Source organism: Streptomyces sp. NPDC001549 (assembly GCF_042894025.1).
Classification (GTDB): Bacteria; Actinomycetota; Actinomycetes; order Streptomycetales; family Streptomycetaceae; genus Streptomyces; species Streptomyces kutzneri.
In genome coordinates this window covers 241756-260102 of sequence record NZ_JBIAVJ010000006.1, presented here as the reverse complement: position 1 = coordinate 260102, position 18347 = coordinate 241756, and the positions used below count along the sequence as shown (strand labels likewise).

Sequence of the window (18347 nt, the reverse complement as noted above, 5' to 3'; positions counted from 1 at the left end):
GCCCGCGGCACCGGCAGAAAACCAGGACGTGAACACCACCAGAACCCTCTGCTTCGTCATCGCGGCGCTCTCGTCGTACGCGGCGCTCGTCTACCGGCTGTGCCAGGCCCGGCGCAGCTGGAAGGACGGCGCGTACCGCACGCTGATCGCCACTCTGCTCCTCCAGTGCCTCACCTTCACCATGGGAGCCCTGGCCATGGGGGGCGGGCCCCTCCTGGGAGTCGGCAACCTCGCCGTCCTCCTCATGCACCTGTCGGCGGTCGCCTTCTGCGTCAGCGCGCAGATCATCCTGCTGCGGTGGGCCGCGGCGGACGAGGAGGCCGCACGCAAGACCCGCTACTGGGTGATCACCGGCATCGCCCTCGACGTGCTGCTGGCGGCCCTCTTCTTCCTCGCCGACGGCACCGGCCGGCCGGCCTCGGACTTCGACGGCACCGGCGAGCCGCTGCTGCTCACCTATCTCCTGGCGTTCATCGTCTCCCAGGCGATTCCGTGCGTCACGATCTACCTTCAGTGCGGGCCGTACGCCCGGATGACCGACAACGCCTCGCTGCGCCAGGCCCTGCGGCTGCTCTCGGTCACCGCGGTGGTCCTGTTCCTCTACTGCCTGGCCAGGACGGTCAACATCCTCACGGCGGCGGGCGGGGTCGACATCGGCGCCTGGAAGGTCGCCGCCTCGGTGTTCAGCGCCGCGGGCATCGTCATGCTCTCGCTCAGCCTGACCAACTCCTCCTGGGGCCCGGCGGCGACCCGGCTCCTGGAGTGGGCCCGCACGTACCGCTCGTACCGGGCGCTCTACCCGTTGTGGCGGGACCTGTACGAGTCCTCCCCGGACATCGCCCTGGAGCCGCCCGGCGCCTCGGTGTCCGACCTCGACTACCGCCTGCACCGCCGGGTCGTCGAAATACGCGACGGGTGGCGGGACTTGCGTCCGTACATCGACCGCACCGCGGGCGAGGGTCACGATCCGGCCAAGGAGGGGAGCGCGGAGTCACGGCAAGCCTTCACCGAAGCTGCACAGATCAAGCGCGCCTTGCAGGCAAAACTGACCCACACGGTGCCCCGGAACAACAAGGACGCGGGCGACTTCGACGACCGCGATACGAACAACTTCGCGGCAGAGCTGGCATGGCTCACCCAAGTGGCAGCCGCCTACAGTAAGCTCGACAAGGCGAGTTGAGGACTCCCGCCCGGTTTGCATCCCCCGTCAAACCGGGCGGGTATCCCGTTTCCCCCGCTGTTCTGGCGGCCGGACGGGTGGCTCCCGCCCGGACTGGCCCGGCCCATCCCCCGAGGGCCGGGCCAGTCCGATGTCACCGGCGGCCAACATCGCGTCCCCCGTGAGCGCAAGTTAGCTGCCAGCTATCGGCCGGACCCCACGTTCGCCGAGTCCTGGTCAATTGTCAACTGACCGCTAATCTGTGAAACTGTCGTATAGCTGAGGGCTATACCGAGGAGGCGGCGGGAGGATGGTTCACCATGACCGAGAACGACACCGAGAACGGGAGTGAGGAACGCCCCCTGCTCGCGAAGCGCCTCGACGACCTGTTCCGGACGGTCCGCCCCAAGGGCAAGCACTGGACCAACGCCGAGGTCGCGGACGAGCTGAAGCGGGTCAACCCCGAACTCAAGGTCGGGGGTGTGTACCTGTCGCAGCTGCGCACGGGGAAGCGCTCCAACCCGTCACCCGACCTGCTGTCCGCCCTGGCCCGTTTCTTCGGGGTCTCGGTCGCCTACTTCTTCGACGACAAGGTCGCCGAGTCCGTGCTCGGCGAGCTCGCCGCCATCGAGGCGCTGCGCCAGTCCGGGGTGCGCGCCGTGGCGATGCGGGCGGCCGGGATGAAGAAGGAGAACCTCCAGGCCATCACGGCCATCATGGACCAGTACCGGCAGATGCAGGGCCTGCCGCCCGTCGCAGACCCCTCCGAGTCGCCATGAGGGGCGCCCGCAAGGAGCGGGCGGCCGACCACGAACGCCGCAGCCGGCTCAAGAAGCTCCGGAAGGCCGGCGCGCAGCGGATCGCCGCACTCGATCTGCCGGCGGCGGCCGACGTGGCCGAACTGTGCCGCCATCTCGGCGAGGTGCGCGACCGTCCGATCACGCTGGTCCCGATGCAGATGCCCTCGTCGCATCCGTGCGGCATGTGGGTGGCCGCGCGCGACGAGGACCTCATCTTCTACGACGCCAACACCACCGGCGCGCATCAGGAGCACATCATCTTGCACGAGCTGGGCCACATCATCTGCTGCCATCGCGGTGCAGGCGGGCTGGACGAGGCGGCCGCGCGCCTCCTCTTCCCCAACCTCGACCCCGAACTCGTACGCGACATGCTCCTGCGGGCGACCTACGACGACGTCCAGGAGCAGGAGGCGGAGATCATCGCCTACCTCCTGTCCCAGCGGATCGGCGACGCCGATCAGCGGCACACCGCGGCCCCGGCCTCGGCGGCGGGCGAGGACGGCAATCCCGCGAAGAGCGCCACGCTCAGCCGCATCGAACGCACCCTGATCTGAGATGGACCACTTATCGCCCGGCGGCCGCTGCCGCCACCTCTTCGGCCAGGATCGACACCGCCCGCCTGATGTCCTCCGTCCGGTGTTCGCTGGTGATGAAGAACCGCAGTCTCGACAGCCCCTCCTCCACGGCGGGGTGGAAGATCGGGTCCGCGACGACGCCCCGGTCGAACAGCCCGTCCGCGACGCGCAGGGTTCTCGCCGAGTCGCCGAGGATGCACGGCACGATGGGGGTGCCGGCGCTGGAGCCCGTCGCCAGACCGGCCTCGGCGGCGAGCCGGAGGAAGAGCTCGGAGTTCCGTCTGAGGGCACGCACCCGCTGCGGCTGCGCGGTGAGCAGCTCGGTGGCGGCCAGCGCCGCGGCCGCGTTGGCCGGAGTCAGGCCGACGCTGTAGACGAAACCGGGGAGCGTGTGGCGCAGCCAGCGCACCATCCGGGCCGAGCCTGCGAGGTAACCGCCGCAACTGGCGAAGGACTTGGAGAGGGTGCCCATCCACAGGTCCACGTCGGACCGGTCGACTCCGTAGAACTCGCCCACTCCCCTGCCGTGTTCGCCGACGGTGCCGATGCTGTGGGCCTCGTCGACCATGAGCAGGGCGCCGTAGCGCTTCTTCAGCTCGATCACGGCGGGCAGGTCGACGAGGTCGCCGTCCATGCTGTAGGCACCCTCGACGGCGATCAGCACCCGCCGGAACCGGGACCTGTTGAGCCGCAGCATGTGCTCCAGCCGCCCCATGTCGTTGTGGGCGAAGGGGCGTCGCGCCGCCCCGGACAGGGTGCAGCCCTGGAGGATGCTGTCGTGGGCGAGCGCGTCGTGCACCACGAGGTCCTCGGGGCCGACGAGGTGCCCTATCGCGGTGACGTTCGTGGCGTGGCCGCTCACCAGGGTCAGGCAGTCGCCGACGCCGAGGAAGTCGGTCAGCGCCCGCTCCAGCCGTACGGTCAGGTCCCGTTCGCCGGAGAGCACGCGGCTCGCGGAGACCGAGGTGCCGTACCGGTCCACCGCCCGGTGCACGGCTTCGTCGACCGCCGGATGGCCGGAGAGCCCGAGGTAGTTGTAGCTGCCGAAGGACAGCAGGGTGCGGCCCCCGATGACGGTCGTGTCGCGGATGTTGCCCTCATGGACCCGGAAGTACGGGTTGGCTGCGCCGCTGTCGGTGATCCGGCCGAGGCGCTGCTCGAACTCGCCCACCTCCGGGAACGCGTCGATGACGGCCGTCCTGGCATCCCATACGGCTTCCTGCGGCGGGGCCGGTCCGGCGGGGGCCGGTCCGGCGGGGGCCGCCGTCCGCGTGCGGTCCGCGGCGGTGTGCGGATCCGTGTCCGGATCCGCGAGTTCGATCAGCCGGCCGACGGTGAGTCCGGGCGAGAACAGCTCCTCGGACCGGAAGCCCGGTATCCGCTTGGCGATGTTGATTCCGAGCTCCTGAAGCATCAGGGAGTCGAATCCGAGATCGGTCACCAGGGTCAGGTGCCCGCTCAGCTCGGAGAGCGGGAAGACACCGGTCCGCGAGACCTCTTCGAGGACGAGGGAGGCGGCGGACGCGGCCCGCACGACGGCTGTGGCGGACGCGTCACCGTCGGGGCGCGGCACGGCGGGTGCCGCGGGTATCGCGGGTGCCGCCTCGGCGGGATCCGGGACCTCGCGCGCAGCGTCGTCCACGACCCAGTGGCGGCGCGGGGCCAGCGGGCTCGGCGGCAGGGTGCACGGGGGTGTCCGGACCGTCGCGGGCGGCCGGGGCACGGTGCCGGTGGCCGTGTGTCCGGCGAGCTCGTCCGTACGGCCCGCCGCGACGGCGGCGGCCGCCGCCACCAGCTGGGCGGTGGCGTCGGCGGCGTCTTCGGCCACCAGGGTGAGGTGCTGCGTGAGGGGTGTGCGGCGGGCGAGGGTGTCCGCCACCGCGGCCAGCGGGGGCCGGTCGTCGGTGAGGTTGTCCGCGAGCTCCCGGGCGTAGCGGGCCAGTCCGTCCCGGTCGCGCGCGCTGAGGGCCAGTATGTACGGTCCGTCGTCCGGCGGCGCGGGCACTGCCGGGCCGGCCGGCGCCGTGGTGCATTCCTCCACCACCAGGTGGACGCCGGTGCCGCCGAAGCCGAAGGCGCTCACCCCCGCCCGGCGCGGACCGGCGCGGTCCGGCCACGGCGTCGGGGCCGTCGCCACGGTCAGCCGAGCGGCGTCGAGCCCGGAGCGGTCGGCCAGGTCGCACTCCGGCTGCGGGGGTATCACGCCCCGCTGCACGGCCAGGACCGACTTGATGAGCCCGGCGATCCCGGCGGAGTTCAGCGAGTGACCGACCACCGCCTTCACGGCGCCGAGGTAGGCGGGTGCGGCGTGCTCACCGCGCAGTTCGCGCAGGACACCGAGCTCGACGGGGTCGCCGACCGTGGTTCCGGTGCCGTGCGCCTCCAGGTAGCCCACCGCGTCCGGGGCGAGTCCCGCGTCCCGGTAGGCCCGGCGCAGTGTGCGGAGCTGACCGGCCGCCTGGGGGTGCATACCGCCCTGCACGGTCCCGTCGTTGGCCGTTCCCACGCCGCGGATCACGGCGTAGACCCGGTCGCCCGCCGCCAGCGCGTCGGTCAGGGGCCGCAGCACCAGGACCCCGGCTCCCTCGCCCAGGACGAAGCCGTCGGCCTGCGCGCCGAAGGGCAGGCAGCGGCCGCTGCGCGAGATGGCGCCGATCCGGCACAGCCCGACCAGCAGGTCGGGGGTGAGTATCAGTTGGGCGCCGCCCGCGAGGGCGATGCGGGAGCGGCCCGCGCGCAGTGCGTGCACGGCGTTGGCCACGGCCATGAGTCCGCCCGAGCAGGCGGAGTCCAGGGCGTAGCTCTCGCCGTGCAGGTCGAAGACCGAGCTGATGGTGTTGGGGCCCATGTTGAGCAGGAGTCCGGCCACGGAGGTGCCGTTGAGTCCGTCGACGGCCCGGACCGTCTCCAGCAGGCGGGGGTGGCCGAGCCTCGCTCCGAACTCGCCACCGGCCAGCTGGCGCATCCGGATCTGCAGGGTGCTGAGTTCGCGGTAGCCGCCCTCGGTGAGCGCCGTGATCACCGAGGTCTCCTCGCGGTCGAAGCCGTCGGCCTCCCACCCCGCGTCCTGGATGGCCTCGCGGGCGAGGTCGATCAGCAGCCGGGCCTGCGGGTCCATCGCCCGGGCCCGGCGCGGCGGGATGCCGTAGTGGGCCGCGTCGAAGTGGCCCACGTCCGGCAGCAGCGCCATGGTGTCCGTGTACGCCGACGAGGTGTCGCGGAAGTTGTCGCTTGTGAAGGCCGCGGTGCGCCACCGCGCGTCCGGGATCGCCCCGAACTGTGCCTGCGGGGCCGTCAGCAGCCGCCAGTACCGGTTCAGATTGCGTGCTCCCGGGAACCGGCACGCCATCCCCACGACGGCGATGTCCTCCCGCCGCGCTCTCCTGGCGTCCTCCATGTGGTCCATCCCTGTCCTGTCACCCCTGTCACCCCTGTCGGCCCTGTCGGTCGCTGGTCGCGAGTCGTTCGCGCCACCATTCCAAGGTCGCCTTGACCTGCTCGTCGACGGGGGTGGACCGTACCGCGAACGCCGCCTCGTAGGCGCTCGAATTTACGACGAACGGACGGTCGAACTGGTAGCGGATCTCCTTGAGTTCGCGGATCAGCGGGGAGAAGAGCGATGCCACGCCGACCACGGCCGACGGGAGGCCGCGCACGGCGACCGGTCCCGTTCCCGCCTGGGCGCAGAGCCGCCCGACCATCTCCCGTACGGACAGCGCCGGCTGGGTCGGGACGTGCCAGGCGCGGCCCCAGGCGCGCTCCTCGTCCGCGACCTCGGCCAGCGTCCGCGCGACATCGGGGAGATAGGTCCAGCTGTGCGGGGCGTCCGGGTCTCCCAGTGTGGTGACCGGCCTGCCGCGCAGCAGCGGTGGCACGACCCGTGCGGCCAGGTGGCCGCCGTCGGTGACGCCGGGTCCGAAGAAGTCCGAGGCGCGTACCTCGACCGCCCTGATCCGGCCCTGCTCGTGCAGTTTCCGCGCCTGTTCCCAGACGGCGACGCGGACCCGCCCCTTGGTGCCGGTGGCCGCGAGCGGCAGTTCCTCGGTCATGGGGCCGTCGACCGGGCCGTAGCCGTAGAGGTTGCCCAGCACGACCAGTACGGCCCCGGTCGCCTCGGCCGCGGCGCAGAGCGACGAGGCCAGCGGCGGCCAGTCGTCCGCCCAGCGGTGGTAGGGGGGTGCGGCGCAGCTGTGGATCGCCGCCGCGCCCCGCGCGGCTTCGGTCAGACGCTGGGTGTCCGTCGCGTCCAGCGCGACGTGTTCGATCCCGGGTTCCGGGCTTCGGCCCGATCTGGTGACGACCCTTACGGTACGGCCCTGTTCGGCGAGGAGCCGGGCGGTGGCGGCGCCGGCGGGTCCAAAACCTATGACGACATGAAAGCTCACGCGCGCACCCTAGCGCGAGCGACCGGCGCTCCCTTGCGCGGAGAACGTCTCCCGGCCAGCGCCGGGGAGCGAACCGCCGGACACTGGGGACATGAGCGGCAACCCCACCGGCAACCCCACCGGCGCCCCCGCCGAGGTCCCCGCGAACGGGCCCGCCGTCTCCCGCCAGGAGTTCGACGCGCTGTTCGCGTCGGTCCGTACGTGGGGCCGGTGGGCGGCGGCCGACCGCGGGGCCTGGAACCGGGTGACGGCGGAACACGCGCGCAGAGCCACCGCCACGGTCCGGGACGGGACGGCCGTCCCGATGGCACGCCCCTGGGACACCCGCCCCGGCCCGGACAACGCGAAGCCCGCGCTGCACTACATGTCCGACCTCGGCGACGTGCAGGCCCCGGAGCCGTCCGTCCACAAGGACTTCCTGGCCGCGGACTACCACGGCAAGAGCGTGACACACCTCGACGCACTGTCACACGTCGCCTACCGAGGGCAACTGTACGACGGGCGCGCGGCGCGTGAGTACGTCGATGCGGCGGGTGCCCGCTTCGGCGCGGTGTCGGCGCTCGGCCCCCTGGTCACGCGGGGCGTCCTGGTCGACCTGCCCGCCGTCCTCGGGGTCGAATGGCTCGAACCGGGCCGTGCGGTGCACGCGCGGGACATCGTTGCCGCGGAGGAGGCGCTCGGGGTGACCATCGGGGACGGCGACGCGGTGCTGCTGCGCTCCGGGGCCCTGCGCCGGCGCCGGGAGCTCGGGCCCTGGAACCCCGACGCGGCGAGCGCGGGCTGGCACGTGCACGCCGTCGCGTTTCTGGCCGAGCGCGCCGTCGCGCTGCTGGGCGGCGACGGGGACAGCGACGTACGGCCTTCGCCGGTCGAGGGGCTGCACTCCCCCGTCCACACGCTCGCCGTCACGGCGATGGGGGTGCCGCTGCTGGACAACCTCGACCTCGAACCGCTCTCGGCCGCGTGCGCCGAAGCGGGCCGTTACGCGTTCCTGCTCGTCGTGGCACCGCTGAACGTCCCCGGCGGAACGGGCTCACCCGTCAATCCGGTCGCGATCCTGTGACGCGGGCACCCGCCTGATCGCTTCGCTCCCATACCTCATTGCCGAAATGTGAGGAATATACTCAAACCTGGCGATCGAGGGTGCTCCGGTGAGGGGAAGTGATGCACATGGGGGTCGTCGGAGACCGTATCGGCCCCGTGCGATTCCGTGACCGATTCCTGCAGGGCGAGTCGGTCGAGGGGAGCGTGAGAAGTCCGATCCTGAGCTCGTGGCAGCGCAGCCGGCTGCTGGGGCTGTCGCCGGAGCAGTCCGAGCTCCCGTTCCAGGAGGGCGTCGACCCGGACGGCCCGCTGCTGCGCGCCGCCGAGCCCGTACTCGACCGGCTCCAGAGCATTTTCGCGGGCAGCCGGACCAACATCTGCCTCGCCGACGGTCACGGCATGGTGCTCGCCCGCCGCTTCGGCGAGAAATCCATGCTCAGGCAGCTCGCCCCGATCCAGATCCTCCCCGGGTTCGTGTTCGCCGAGCAGGTGGCCGGTACGAACGGCATCGGCCTCACCCTCGCGGAGAGGCGGCTGTGCCAGGTCTACGGCGCCGAGCACTTCGCCGAGCGGTCCCAGGCGAGCGCCTGCACCGCGATCCCCCTGCGCGACCAGCTCAGCGGGCACATCCAGGGCGTCCTGTGCCTCGGCTATCCCTACACCGACGCGGACCCGGCGCTGATCCCCGTGGTGCGCAAGGCGGCCGAAGCCATCGAACGACGGCTGATGGACCAGAGTTCGGCGCGCGAGCACGGTCTGCTGCAGGCCTATCTCGACACCGCGAGCCTGGCCCTGAGCGGCGAGCACGGCCTCGACGGGCACCCGGTCGCGATGGCCGACTTCCTCCAGAGCGAGCTGGAGCAGAGCGACCAGGCGACCCTCAAGGAGAAGGCCACGGAGCTGATGTCCGGGGACCGGCGGGCCGCCGCCGAAGTGCCCCTGTCCCGCGGCCGGTGGGTCACACTGGTCAGCCGCCCCGTGATGAGCGCCGCCGGGGTGGAGGGGGTCGTCGTCGAGGCACTGCTCCCCGAGGACTCGGAGCGGCACGCCCCCGCCCCCACCCACCCCCAGCCGCACGCCCCCGCCGCGGTGCCGCCCGCGCTCCGTCCCCGCGTCACCCCCGGTCCGGAACCGGCGACGGTCCGCGCACGCGGCGCACCGGGCGCCGAAGGCCCCGCCGGTAAGGCCGCCGGTGAGGCCACCCGTGAGGCCACCCGTGAGGCCGCCGGTGAGGCCGTGGCGGCGCCCGCCGCCGGCCCCGCCCCGGGCCGGGTCAGAGGGCTGGTGCTGGTGGGTGAGCCCGAGGTGGGCAAGTACGCCGTCGCGGCACGCCGGCGCCTGGAGTTGCTGGCCGAGGCCAGCAACCGCATCGGCACCACGCTGGACGTGAGCCGCACCGCCTGGGAGCTCGCCGAGACGGCCGTCCCGAGGTTGGCCGATTTCGTCACCATCGACCTGCCGGCCGGCGTACTGCTCGGGGAGGAGTCCCCCCATCCCACCACCGAGATGCAGCGCACGGTGGTCCACGGCATCCGCGAGGACTGCCCCTTCTACCCGGTCGGCGCGCAGATCAGCCTGCGGCCCACCACGCCCCACATGCGCTGCATCGCCACCCGGCAGCCGGTGCTCGAACAGGATCTGCGGGCCGCCTTCGGCTGGATCGCCCAGGACCCCCGGCACGCCGAACGGCTCCTCGCCCACAACATCCACTCCCTGATCACGGTCCCCCTGCTCGCCCGGGGCGCCGTCCTCGGCGTCGCGAGCTTCTACCGCTCGCAGAACCCGGCCCCCTACGGGGACGACGACCGCTCGCTGGCCCAGGAGCTCGCCGCCCGCGCCTCCCTCTGCATCGACAACGCCCGCCGCTACACCCGCGAGCACACCCTCGCCCTGTCCCTGCAGCGCAGCCTGCTCCCCCGCGACCTCCCCGAGCAGAGCGCCGTCGAGGTCGCCCACCGCTATCTGCCCGCCGAGTCGGGCGTCGGCGGCGACTGGTTCGACGTCATCCCCCTGTCCGGGGCCCGGGTCGCCCTCCTCGTCGGCGATGTCGTCGGCCACGGACTGCACGCCGCCGCCACCATGGGCCGGCTGCGCACCGCCGCCCGCAACTTCGCCGAGCTGGAGCTGGCCCCCGACGAGCTCCTCACCCACCTGGACAACCTGATGGTGCGCCTCGACCGGGAGGAGGGCGGGGACGGCCCCGGCTCCGGCAGCACCGGCATCGTCGGCGCCACCTGCCTGTACGCCATCTACGACCCCACCTCCCAGCTGTGCACGATGGCCCGCGCCGGCCACCCTCCGCCCGCACTGGTCCGACCCGACGGCGCCGTGTCCCTCCTCGACCTGCCCGCCGGTCCCCCGCTCGGCCTCGGCGGCCTGCCCTTCGAATCGGTCGAGATCCGGCTCCCCGAGCACAGCCAGCTCGTCCTCTACACCGACGGGCTCATCGAGGACCGCCACCGCGACCTCGACGTGGCCCTCGACGCCCTGAACCGGGCGCTGGCCCATCCGGACCGGGCTCCCGAGGAAACCTGCCAGGCGGTCCTCGACGCCGTGGCACCCGAGCACCCCGACGACGACATCGCGCTCCTCGTCGCCCGCACCCGCGCCGTACCCGCGGACCGGATCGCCACCTGGGAGCTGGCCGCCGATCCGGCCCTCGTCTCCGAGGTCCGCGCGGCTTCCGTGAGCCAGCTGAACCGGTGGGGGCTGGAGGAGTCCGCGTTCGCCACGGAACTCCTGCTCAGCGAGCTGGTCACGAACGCCGTCCGGTACGGGACCGCGCCCATCCGGGTACGTCTCATCCACGACCGCAACCTGATCTGCGAGGTGCACGACGCCAGCAGCAGCGCCCCGCGCATGCGCCTGTCGGCCACCACCGACGAGGGCGGCCGCGGCCTGTTCCTCGTCGCGCAGCTCGCCCAGTCCTGGGGCACCCGCTACACCACCGACGGCAAGGTCATCTGGGCCGAGTGCACGCTGGCCGCCGCATGACCCCCGAACCCCCGGCCGTTCGGCCATTGGGGTCAGACAGCGCAGCGCTATGCCGGAAATGACCCCACATATCCCCGTAGAGTGCCCCGTACCGTCGGGAAGAACTCGGAGGCCGACCCCCGGAGAAGTCTGTGCATGACGCTCCCGACACCTGGGCGAGCCCACCCTCGCCGGCCGGTGCCGCACCACTCGTCCGCCTGCGCGGCCTGAGCAAGCGGTTCGGCGGCACCCTCGCGCTGGACTCGGTCGACCTCGACATCCGGCGCGGGAGCGTCCTCGCCCTGCTCGGCCCCAACGGAGCCGGAAAGTCCACCCTCATCAAGGTGCTCGCCGGGGTGCACCGGGCCGACACGGGCGAGGTCACGGTGGCCGGCCATCCCCTCGGCAGCCATGCCGCGACCCGGAACATGTCCTTCATCCACCAGGACCTCGGGCTCGTCCCGTGGATGACGGTGGCCGAGAACATCGCCCTGGGCACCGGCTACCCCCGCCGCCGTGGACTGATCTCCTGGCGGCGGACCCGGGAGCGCTGCGACGAGGCCCTGCGGATCGTCGCCGGGCACCTGGACGCCGACGCCCGGATCGCCCGCCTCGGCCCCGCCGAGCGCTCGCTCGTCGCCATCGCCCGCGCCCTCGCCACCCGGGCCGGGCTCATCGTGCTCGACGAGCCGACCGCCACCCTCCCCGCCGCCGACTGCGCGCGGCTCTTCGGCGTACTCCACACCCTGCGCGACCGCGGCCACGGCATCCTCTACGTCAGCCACCGGCTCGACGAGGTCTACCGGGTCGCCGACACCTTCGCCGTCCTGCGGGACGGCCGGCTGGTCGACCGGGGCCCGCTCGCCGGTCACAGCCCGGACCGACTGGTGCACGCGATCGTGGGCCACGCACCGGCCGGACGGGCGGCGGGCACTCCCCCGGCCGCCGGCGCGCCCCTGCTGAGCCTCGCCAGGGTGCGGACCGTGTCCACCGGAGAGGTCGGCCTGGACCTGCGCGGCGGTGAGATCCTCGGCATGGTGGGCCTGACCGGCGCCGGCCACATGGAGCTGGGCCGCGCCCTCGCCGGCGCCCGGCCGATCCTCGGCGGGCAGGTGCTGCTCGACGGCCGGCCGTACCACCCGCGTACGGTCCACTCCGCACTCGACTCCGGCGTCGGCTTCGTGGCGGCCAACCGTCAGGAGGAAGGCTGCGCCGCCGACCTGACCGTGCGGGAGAACTTCCTGGCGAACCCGCGCGCGGCCGGCACCCCCGCGGCGCACTGGATCAGCCCCCGCCGCGAGCGCGCCGAGGCCACCGCCCTCATCGACCGGTTCTCGGTGCACCCCCGCGACAGCGAGGTGCCGATCGCCACCCTGTCCGGCGGCAACCAGCAGAAGGTCATGGTCGGCCGGTGGCTCCGGGGGCACCTGCGCCTGCTCGTCCTGGAGGAGCCGACCGCCGGTGTGGACGTCGGGGCCAAGGCGACCATCCACCGGCTGCTCGACGACGCACTGGCCTCGGGCCTGGCGGTCCTGCTCATCTCCACCGATTTCGAAGAGGTCGCGGACGTGTGCCATCGCGCTCTGGTGTTCGTCCGCGGGAGCGTGAGCACCGAGCTGAGCGGTGCGGCCCTCACGGTCGCCGAACTCACCCGAGCCGCCTCGGCCATGCCCGCGATCACCGGACCCACGACGGACCGATGACCATGCCCCCTTCCCCTTCGCCCTCGCCTCCGTCCTCGTCCCCGTCCCCGTCCCCGTCCCCGTCCCCGTCCTCGCCTCCGCCGCGGTCCCCGCTGGGCCACCTGCGGGGTCACCACATCGGCGCCTACGGCCTGCTGGCCCTCGCCGTCCTGCTCTTCCTGGTCTTCTCCCTCGTCCTGCCGGACACCTTCCCCACCCGGGACAACGTCTCCTCGATCCTGTCCAACCAGTCGATCCCAGCCATCCTGGCCCTCGGCGCGACCATCCCCATCGCCACCGGCAAGTTCGACCTGTCCATGGGCTACGGCCTCGGCCTGGCCCATGTGATGGTGCTGCAGCTCATCGTCAACACGGGCTGGCCCTGGCCGCTCGCCTGCCTCACCGTGGTCCTCGGCGGGGCACTGGTCGGCGTCCTCAACGGCGTCATCGTCGAGTACGTGCGGATCGACTCGTTCATCGCCACGCTCGGCACCGGCAGCATGATGTACGCCGTCACCGGCTGGATCACCGACGGCTCCCGGATCGTCCCCGGCCCGGACGGCCTGCCGGCCGCCTTCACCGGCCTCTACGACTCCCGGTTCCTCGGCCTGCCGCTGCCCGCCTACTACGTCCTGGCCCTCGCGGCCGCGCTCTGGGTGGTCCTGGAACGGCTGCCGCTCGGCCGGTACATGTACGTCATCGGCTCCAGCCGGCGCACCGCCGACATCATCGGCATCCCCAGCCACCGGTACTCCGTCTACGCCTTCGCCGGATCGGGGCTGGTCACCGGCCTCGCCGGGGTCCTGCTCGCCGCCCAGCAGCAGACCGGCAACCCGAGCGTCGGGCTGGACTACCTGCTGCCCGCCTTCGTCGGCGCCCTGCTCGGGTCCACGACGATCAAACCCGGCCGCGTCAACGCACTCGGCACCGTCGTGGCGGTCGCCGTCCTCGCCATCGGCCTCGCCGGCATCGGCCAGCTCGGCGCCGACTTCTGGGCCACGCCGCTGTTCAACGGGGCCACCCTGCTCATCGCCGTCGGCCTGGCCGGCTACTCCGCCCGCCGCCGGCTGCGCACCCCCTAGAAAAGTTCGTACGCGCACCGCGTCAGGAGCACCGTGTACCCGAAGGACTCGCACTCACACCCGCACCCGCACCGCAGGACCACCCGCTCGGCCACCGCGGCCCTGCTGGCAGCGGCCGCCGCCCTCGTCGCCGGCTGCGGGAGCGGCGGCCCCTCCACCGGCGCCGCGCCGCCGAAGGCGGGCTGCCCCAACGCCCTCGCGAGCGCCGCGGCGGCCGTCGCGCGGGCCGAGAACGCCGAGAACGCCGACACCGCCTGGCACGGCCCCACCACCGGCCCCGCGGCGGTCCCCGGCAAGTCGGTCGTCTACGTCGCCCAGACCATGACCAACCCCGGTGTCGCGGGCGTCGCGAAGGGCGTCGAGGAGGCCGCGAAGGCCATCGGCTGGCAGGTCCGGGTGATCGACGGGGACGGCACCCCGGCCGGCATCCAGGCGGCGCTCAGCCAGGCCATCACCCTTCGGCCCTCGGGCATCGTCATCGGCGGCTTCGATCCGCAGCTGACCTCGCAGCAGATGGCGCGGGCCGAAGCGGCGCACATCCCGGTGATCGGCTGGCACGCGGTGGGCTCCCCCGGCCCGAGCGAGAGACCGAAGCTGTTCACCAACGTCACCACCAAGGTGGAGGACGTGGCGAGGATCAGCGCGGACTGGATCATCGCCCGGTCCGCGGGTGATGCCGGGGTCGTCCTCTTCACCGACGACTCGATCCCGTTCGCGAAGAACAAGGCCGAGCTGATCCGCAAGGAGCTCGCCACCTGTTCCGGCGTCCGGCTCCTGAGCTACGAGAACATCCCCATCCCCGACGCCGCGAGCCGCACCCCGCAGGCGGTCTCCTCGCTGCTCTCCCGCTTCCAGGACGACTGGACGTACTCCGCCGCCATCAACGACCTCTACTTCGCGGACGCGGCCCCGGCCCTGCGCGCGGCCGGCAAGCCCGGCTCCGGGCCGCCCTTCAACATCGGTGCGGGCGACGGCGACCCCTCCGCGTTCCAGCGGATCAACAGCAAGCAGTTCCAGGCCGCCACCGTGCCCGAGCCGCTGAACCAGCAGGGCTGGCAGATCATCGACGAGTTCAACCGCGCCTTCGCCGACCGGCCGGCCAGCGGCTACGTCGCCCCCGTGCACATCGCCACGGCCGACAACAGCGACGGCGCCACGTCCTGGGATCCGTCCGGCTACCGCGAGGAGTACCGCAGGATCTGGGCGGGCTGACGACACGGCGCGGCGGGCACCGGCCCCGCTCGGTGCGGGGCCGGTGGCCTTGGCGTGCCGGGTGCCGGGTGCCGGGTGCCGGGTGCCGGGTGCCGGGTGCCGGGTGTTACTGGTACGGGTCGAACGGGATGCCCGCCGGCTTGGCCTCCGCCAGGTGGGAGGCGAAGGAGCCGTCCTTCAGGCCGAAGTGCGCGCTGCCGAAATCGGCCTGGGTGAGCTTGTCCCGCACGGTCGCCGGGTAGCCCGACCACCCGACGAGGGTGGGGAACTGCCAGGCGCGACGGTGGTTCTCGGGCGGTTCGTCGTTGGTGTTCGCGGCGCGGAAGCAGTGCGTGCCGATGCCGTCCTTGTGGTAAACGATCTTGGGGTGGTTGCCGTCCCAGCGGATCTGGTCGCGCGAGTGGATGTTGAAGTCCCCGTGCGCGGAGGTCGCGACGTACTTGGCCTCGTTGCCCTGGATCCACACGACCACGTGCTCCCAGTCGTGGCGGTGCCCGCCGAGCTCGATGCCGGGCAGGGCCTGGTCCTTCTCGAAGTAGAGCGCGTACATGACGGCGCACCAGCCGTTGTTGCAGGCCCAGCGGGAGTAGCCGTTGGTGTTGTCGAGGTCCGAGGCGTCCCGGCAGCTGCCGTTGAGGGCGCCGGTGGGTCTGAGACCGCCGTTCAGAACCCCGCTCGCGCTGATGGCGGGCGTCGGGTAGCAGCCGTCGGTGTCGTAGTCGTAGGCGGGCTGGTAGGTCAGCTCGATCGCTTCGGCTCTGCCGGGGAGCGCCGGGGGCGGCGCCGCGAAGGCCACCTGGGGAACGGCGACGACCACCGCGAGAGCGGCACCGACGACCACCATCGATCTCCGGATGTGACGGTTCGTCCGCAAAACGGGCCTCCTGGCCGGCCGGGTGCGAGGGGGGCGGACGCGTCACGGCGGAACACCGCCGACCGACACGCCGCGAGCATCATTCGCGAACCGGGGCGACACGGCAAGAGGCCGGGCAGACTCCGTTCCTTGCGTACCGAAGGGCCAGGAAAGCCTTGTACACAAGGAAATTGACGGAATATCAGAGATGAGTCACAGGGCAGGCCACCCGTCGGGCCGGCCAGGAGGCCGATGAGGGAATCCCAGCGGAATGTGATGCGGGCGCGGGCGCGGAACACTCCACCGGATGGTCGTGATACAGCCCGTCCCGGAGACCGGAGGACGAGGTTCTGCCGGGCGGTCGACTACGGGCAGCAGCTAGCTCGGGCGGATCGCGGCCTCGATGTGGGCGAGTTGGGCGGCGAGGATCTCTTCGAACGCGGCGCGGCGCTCCACCCCGAGGGGGCGGACGTCGCGGGCGAAGTGGGCCAGGGCCGGGAAGCGTTCGGGGTCGGCGCCGAGTACCGCGACGCGAAACAGCTCCATGCCCTGTTCGTGCTCTTCGGGGGTGACGGTGCTGACTCCGGCCTCGGAGGCGATCAGCGCGGCGAGGAGGACCGCGAGGCGGTGGTAGCGCAGCGGGATCTCCTCGTCGGGCAGCCCCGACGCGCGCAGGGCCTGCAGCACCTCTTCCATGACCAGCCGGGAACCGGTGCCGCTTGATGCGTAGCGCCCCCAGACCGCGGCGAGCTGGGGCTGCTGCCCGAAGGCCTCTCTCGCACGCAGGGCCAGCGACGTGATGCGCTGCTTCCAGTCGCCCTCGGGGCGGTAGCCGTCCATCGCGGCCAGGAGAATCCGGTCGGCGACCGCACGCAGTAGTTCGGTCTTGCTGCGGAAGTGCCGGTAGAGGCTGGAGGAATCGGTCCCGAGGGCCGCGGCCAGCTTGCGCACGCTGAACGAATCCGCGTCGCTCGTGCGCAGCAGCTCCGCCGCCGCATCCAGGATCTCTTCGGTCGACCAACGCCTTCGGCCTGCCATCTTGCTCCTTTCGCCGGATCTCATCCTACCTATGCACTCGGTGTTGCACGCACCGCGTGCATAATGAGGACATGAGGATGCCGGGCAGGCCGGCATGCCACTCGTGCCCTGTTGTCCGGGTCAGGCGACCGATGCGGAGCCCACCCCGGGGAATGCGAAAGGACGCATGACGTGAAGAACCCACTGGATTCCGCGGCGCTGAACGCAGCCCTCGAAGACGTCCACCGCGCCGGAATGCCGGGCCTGTTCGCCGAAGTGCGTGACGGCGACCAGGTCTGGCGCGGCGCCACCGGGGTCGCCGATGTCGACACCGGTCTCCCCGTCACCGCCGACATGCGCCACCGCGTCGGCAGCATCACCAAGACCTTCACCGCCGCCGCGGTCCTGCAACAGGTCGAGAGCGGCCGGATCGGTCTCGACACACCGATCGGCCGGTACCTTCCGCGGCTGGTTCCCGGAGAACGCGGTGACGCGATCACCGTCCGCATGCTGATCAACCACACCAGCGGCCTCGCCGAATACCTCCCGTACGCCTACCCCTCCCTGAAGGCGTTCCCCGCCCTCGCGGACACCGGACCCCAGAGCCTGGACGACCACCGGTTCACGCGGTTCCACCCCACCGAACTGATCGGGATGGGGGTCACCGCACCTGCCGTCGGCACCCCGGGCGGCTGGCCGGGGGTGTACTCCAACACCAACTACCTGCTCCTCGTCGAACTCCTGGAACAGGTGACCGGCACTACGGCCGAGCGGTACATCACCCGGAACATCATCGAGCGCGCCGGGCTCCGGGACACCGAACTCCCCGCCGGACCGTACGTCGGCGGGCCGCACTCGCAGCTCTACGAGGCGTGGTTCGGCATGATCGACCCGCCGCGCGACTACAGCGTCTACGACATGTCATGGGTGGGGCCGTCGGCTTCGCTGATATCGACCGTCGCGGACCTCAACCGTTTCTACGGCATGCTGCTGGCCGGGGAGATCGTCAGCCCGTCGTCGCTGGCGCAGATGCAACGCACGGTCCCGGTCGTCTCCCAGGAGGGAAGGACGATCGACTACGGCCTCGGCCTGCACCCGATGGAAGGTCCCGGCCAGGGCATCTTCTGGGGCCATGGCGGCACGGTCTGGGGTGGTGGAGCGCTGGCCATGACCCGTGCCGACGGCAAGCGGCAGATGGCGGTCGCGGTGAACCTGCAGAGGTGGAACAGGCTCGACTCCGCCGGCAGGCCGCAGCCCCATCCCATCGACGGCGCGCTCGCGACGCTGTACCGCCTGGCGATGTACGGCTGACCGGGTCCGGGCATCAGCCGAGGGTGTTCATCAGGATGATGGCCAGGAGGTCCAGGAGGATGACGGCGATGACGGCGCCGATCATGAACCAGGCCCTGCGCGATTCGTCCATGCCTGCGAGTCACCTCCCGACCCGGGCGGGGGGGGGGGGGGGGGGGGGGGGGGGGGGGGGGGGGCGGGGGGCGCCCCCCCCCCCCGGGGGGGCCGCCCCGCGCGCGGGGGGGGGGGCCCGCCCCCCCGCGCCCGCCGCCGCC

The 18347-nt window shown here is 72.2% G+C and carries 13 protein-coding genes; 9 read left to right on the top strand and 4 right to left on the bottom strand.

Annotated elements, in window-relative coordinates:
- Positions 1 to 28: 28 nt before the first annotated feature.
- The 3 genes from ACFY04_RS13380 (at position 29) to ACFY04_RS13370 (ending at position 2513) form a co-directional block, all read left to right on the top strand.
- Complete coding sequence (locus ACFY04_RS13380) at positions 29 to 1180, top strand: MAB_1171c family putative transporter (protein WP_389116371.1); 1152 nt, start codon at positions 29 to 31, stop codon at positions 1178 to 1180.
- A gap of 299 nt (positions 1181 to 1479) precedes the next feature.
- Positions 1480 to 1938 carry a helix-turn-helix domain-containing protein gene (locus ACFY04_RS13375; protein WP_389116370.1) on the top strand — a complete coding sequence of 153 codons (459 nt, stop codon included), beginning with the start codon at positions 1480 to 1482 and terminating at the stop codon, positions 1936 to 1938.
- On the top strand, positions 1935 to 2513 hold the full coding sequence (locus ACFY04_RS13370) for a toxin (RefSeq protein WP_389116369.1): 579 nt from the start codon (positions 1935 to 1937) through the stop codon (positions 2511 to 2513). Before ACFY04_RS13375 ends, ACFY04_RS13370 begins: the two co-directional genes overlap by 4 nt.
- Positions 2514 to 2523: 10 nt before the next feature.
- Here ACFY04_RS13370 and ACFY04_RS13365 read toward each other — a convergent pair whose 3' ends face one another.
- On the bottom strand, positions 2524 to 5940 hold the full coding sequence (locus tag ACFY04_RS13365; protein WP_389116367.1) for an aminotransferase class I/II-fold pyridoxal phosphate-dependent enzyme: 3417 nt from the start codon (positions 5938 to 5940) through the stop codon (positions 2524 to 2526).
- Positions 5941 to 5959: 19 nt separating this feature from the next.
- Entirely contained in the window at positions 5960 to 6919 is a 960-nt protein-coding gene (locus ACFY04_RS13360; RefSeq protein WP_389116366.1) for an NAD-dependent epimerase/dehydratase family protein, read from the bottom strand.
- 91 nt (positions 6920 to 7010) lie between these two features.
- Between ACFY04_RS13360 and ACFY04_RS13355 the strand changes: the two genes are divergently transcribed.
- From ACFY04_RS13355 to ACFY04_RS13335, 5 genes are all read left to right on the top strand, one after another.
- Complete coding sequence (locus ACFY04_RS13355) at positions 7011 to 7982, top strand: cyclase family protein (protein ID WP_389116364.1); 972 nt, start codon at positions 7011 to 7013, stop codon at positions 7980 to 7982.
- A 107-nt stretch (positions 7983 to 8089) separates the two neighbouring features.
- Positions 8090 to 10957 carry a SpoIIE family protein phosphatase gene (locus ACFY04_RS13350; RefSeq protein ID WP_389116363.1) on the top strand — a complete coding sequence of 956 codons (2868 nt, stop codon included), beginning with the start codon at positions 8090 to 8092 and terminating at the stop codon, positions 10955 to 10957.
- Between the two features lie 131 nt (positions 10958 to 11088).
- Complete coding sequence (locus tag ACFY04_RS13345) at positions 11089 to 12639, top strand: sugar ABC transporter ATP-binding protein (RefSeq protein WP_389116362.1); 1551 nt, start codon at positions 11089 to 11091, stop codon at positions 12637 to 12639.
- A 2-nt stretch (positions 12640 to 12641) separates the two neighbouring features.
- The gene (locus tag ACFY04_RS13340; RefSeq protein ID WP_389116543.1) at positions 12642 to 13700 is read left to right on the top strand and encodes an ABC transporter permease; all 1059 of its coding nucleotides are present in this window, start codon (positions 12642 to 12644) and stop codon (positions 13698 to 13700) included.
- A gap of 33 nt (positions 13701 to 13733) precedes the next feature.
- Positions 13734 to 14912: a substrate-binding domain-containing protein gene (locus ACFY04_RS13335; protein ID WP_389116360.1), complete on the top strand. Its 1179-nt coding sequence runs from the start codon at positions 13734 to 13736 to the stop codon at positions 14910 to 14912.
- Between the two features lie 106 nt (positions 14913 to 15018).
- Here ACFY04_RS13335 and ACFY04_RS13330 read toward each other — a convergent pair whose 3' ends face one another.
- Both ACFY04_RS13330 and ACFY04_RS13325 read right to left on the bottom strand, forming a co-directional pair.
- Entirely contained in the window at positions 15019 to 15756 is a 738-nt protein-coding gene (locus tag ACFY04_RS13330) for an NPP1 family protein (RefSeq protein ID WP_389116541.1), read from the bottom strand.
- Between the two features lie 387 nt (positions 15757 to 16143).
- Positions 16144 to 16803: a TetR/AcrR family transcriptional regulator gene (locus tag ACFY04_RS13325; RefSeq protein WP_389116359.1), complete on the bottom strand. Its 660-nt coding sequence runs from the start codon at positions 16801 to 16803 to the stop codon at positions 16144 to 16146.
- A 171-nt stretch (positions 16804 to 16974) separates the two neighbouring features.
- On the opposite strand from ACFY04_RS13325, the gene ACFY04_RS13320 reads away from it, so the two are divergent.
- Positions 16975 to 18093, top strand: a complete 1119-nt coding sequence (locus ACFY04_RS13320) for a serine hydrolase domain-containing protein (protein ID WP_389116357.1) — start codon at positions 16975 to 16977, stop codon at positions 18091 to 18093.
- Positions 18094 to 18347 lie beyond the last annotated feature (254 nt).

Excerpts from the sequence above, each read along its gene's own strand:
- ACFY04_RS13355 (WP_389116364.1), top strand. The coding sequence starts at position 7,011 with ATGAGCGGCAACCCCACCGGCAACCCCACCGGCGCCCCCGCCGAGGTC.
- ACFY04_RS13375 (WP_389116370.1), top strand. The coding sequence starts at position 1,480 with ATGACCGAGAACGACACCGAGAACGGGAGTGAGGAACGCCCCCTGCTC.
- ACFY04_RS13350 (WP_389116363.1), top strand. The coding sequence starts at position 8,090 with ATGGGGGTCGTCGGAGACCGTATCGGCCCCGTGCGATTCCGTGACCGA.
- ACFY04_RS13340 (WP_389116543.1), top strand. The coding sequence starts at position 12,642 with ATGCCCCCTTCCCCTTCGCCCTCGCCTCCGTCCTCGTCCCCGTCCCCG.
- ACFY04_RS13330 (WP_389116541.1), bottom strand. The coding sequence starts at position 15,756 with ATGGTGGTCGTCGGTGCCGCTCTCGCGGTGGTCGTCGCCGTTCCCCAG.
- ACFY04_RS13325 (WP_389116359.1), bottom strand. The coding sequence starts at position 16,803 with ATGGCAGGCCGAAGGCGTTGGTCGACCGAAGAGATCCTGGATGCGGCG.
- ACFY04_RS13365 (WP_389116367.1), bottom strand. The coding sequence starts at position 5,940 with ATGGACCACATGGAGGACGCCAGGAGAGCGCGGCGGGAGGACATCGCC.
- ACFY04_RS13370 (WP_389116369.1), top strand. The coding sequence starts at position 1,935 with ATGAGGGGCGCCCGCAAGGAGCGGGCGGCCGACCACGAACGCCGCAGC.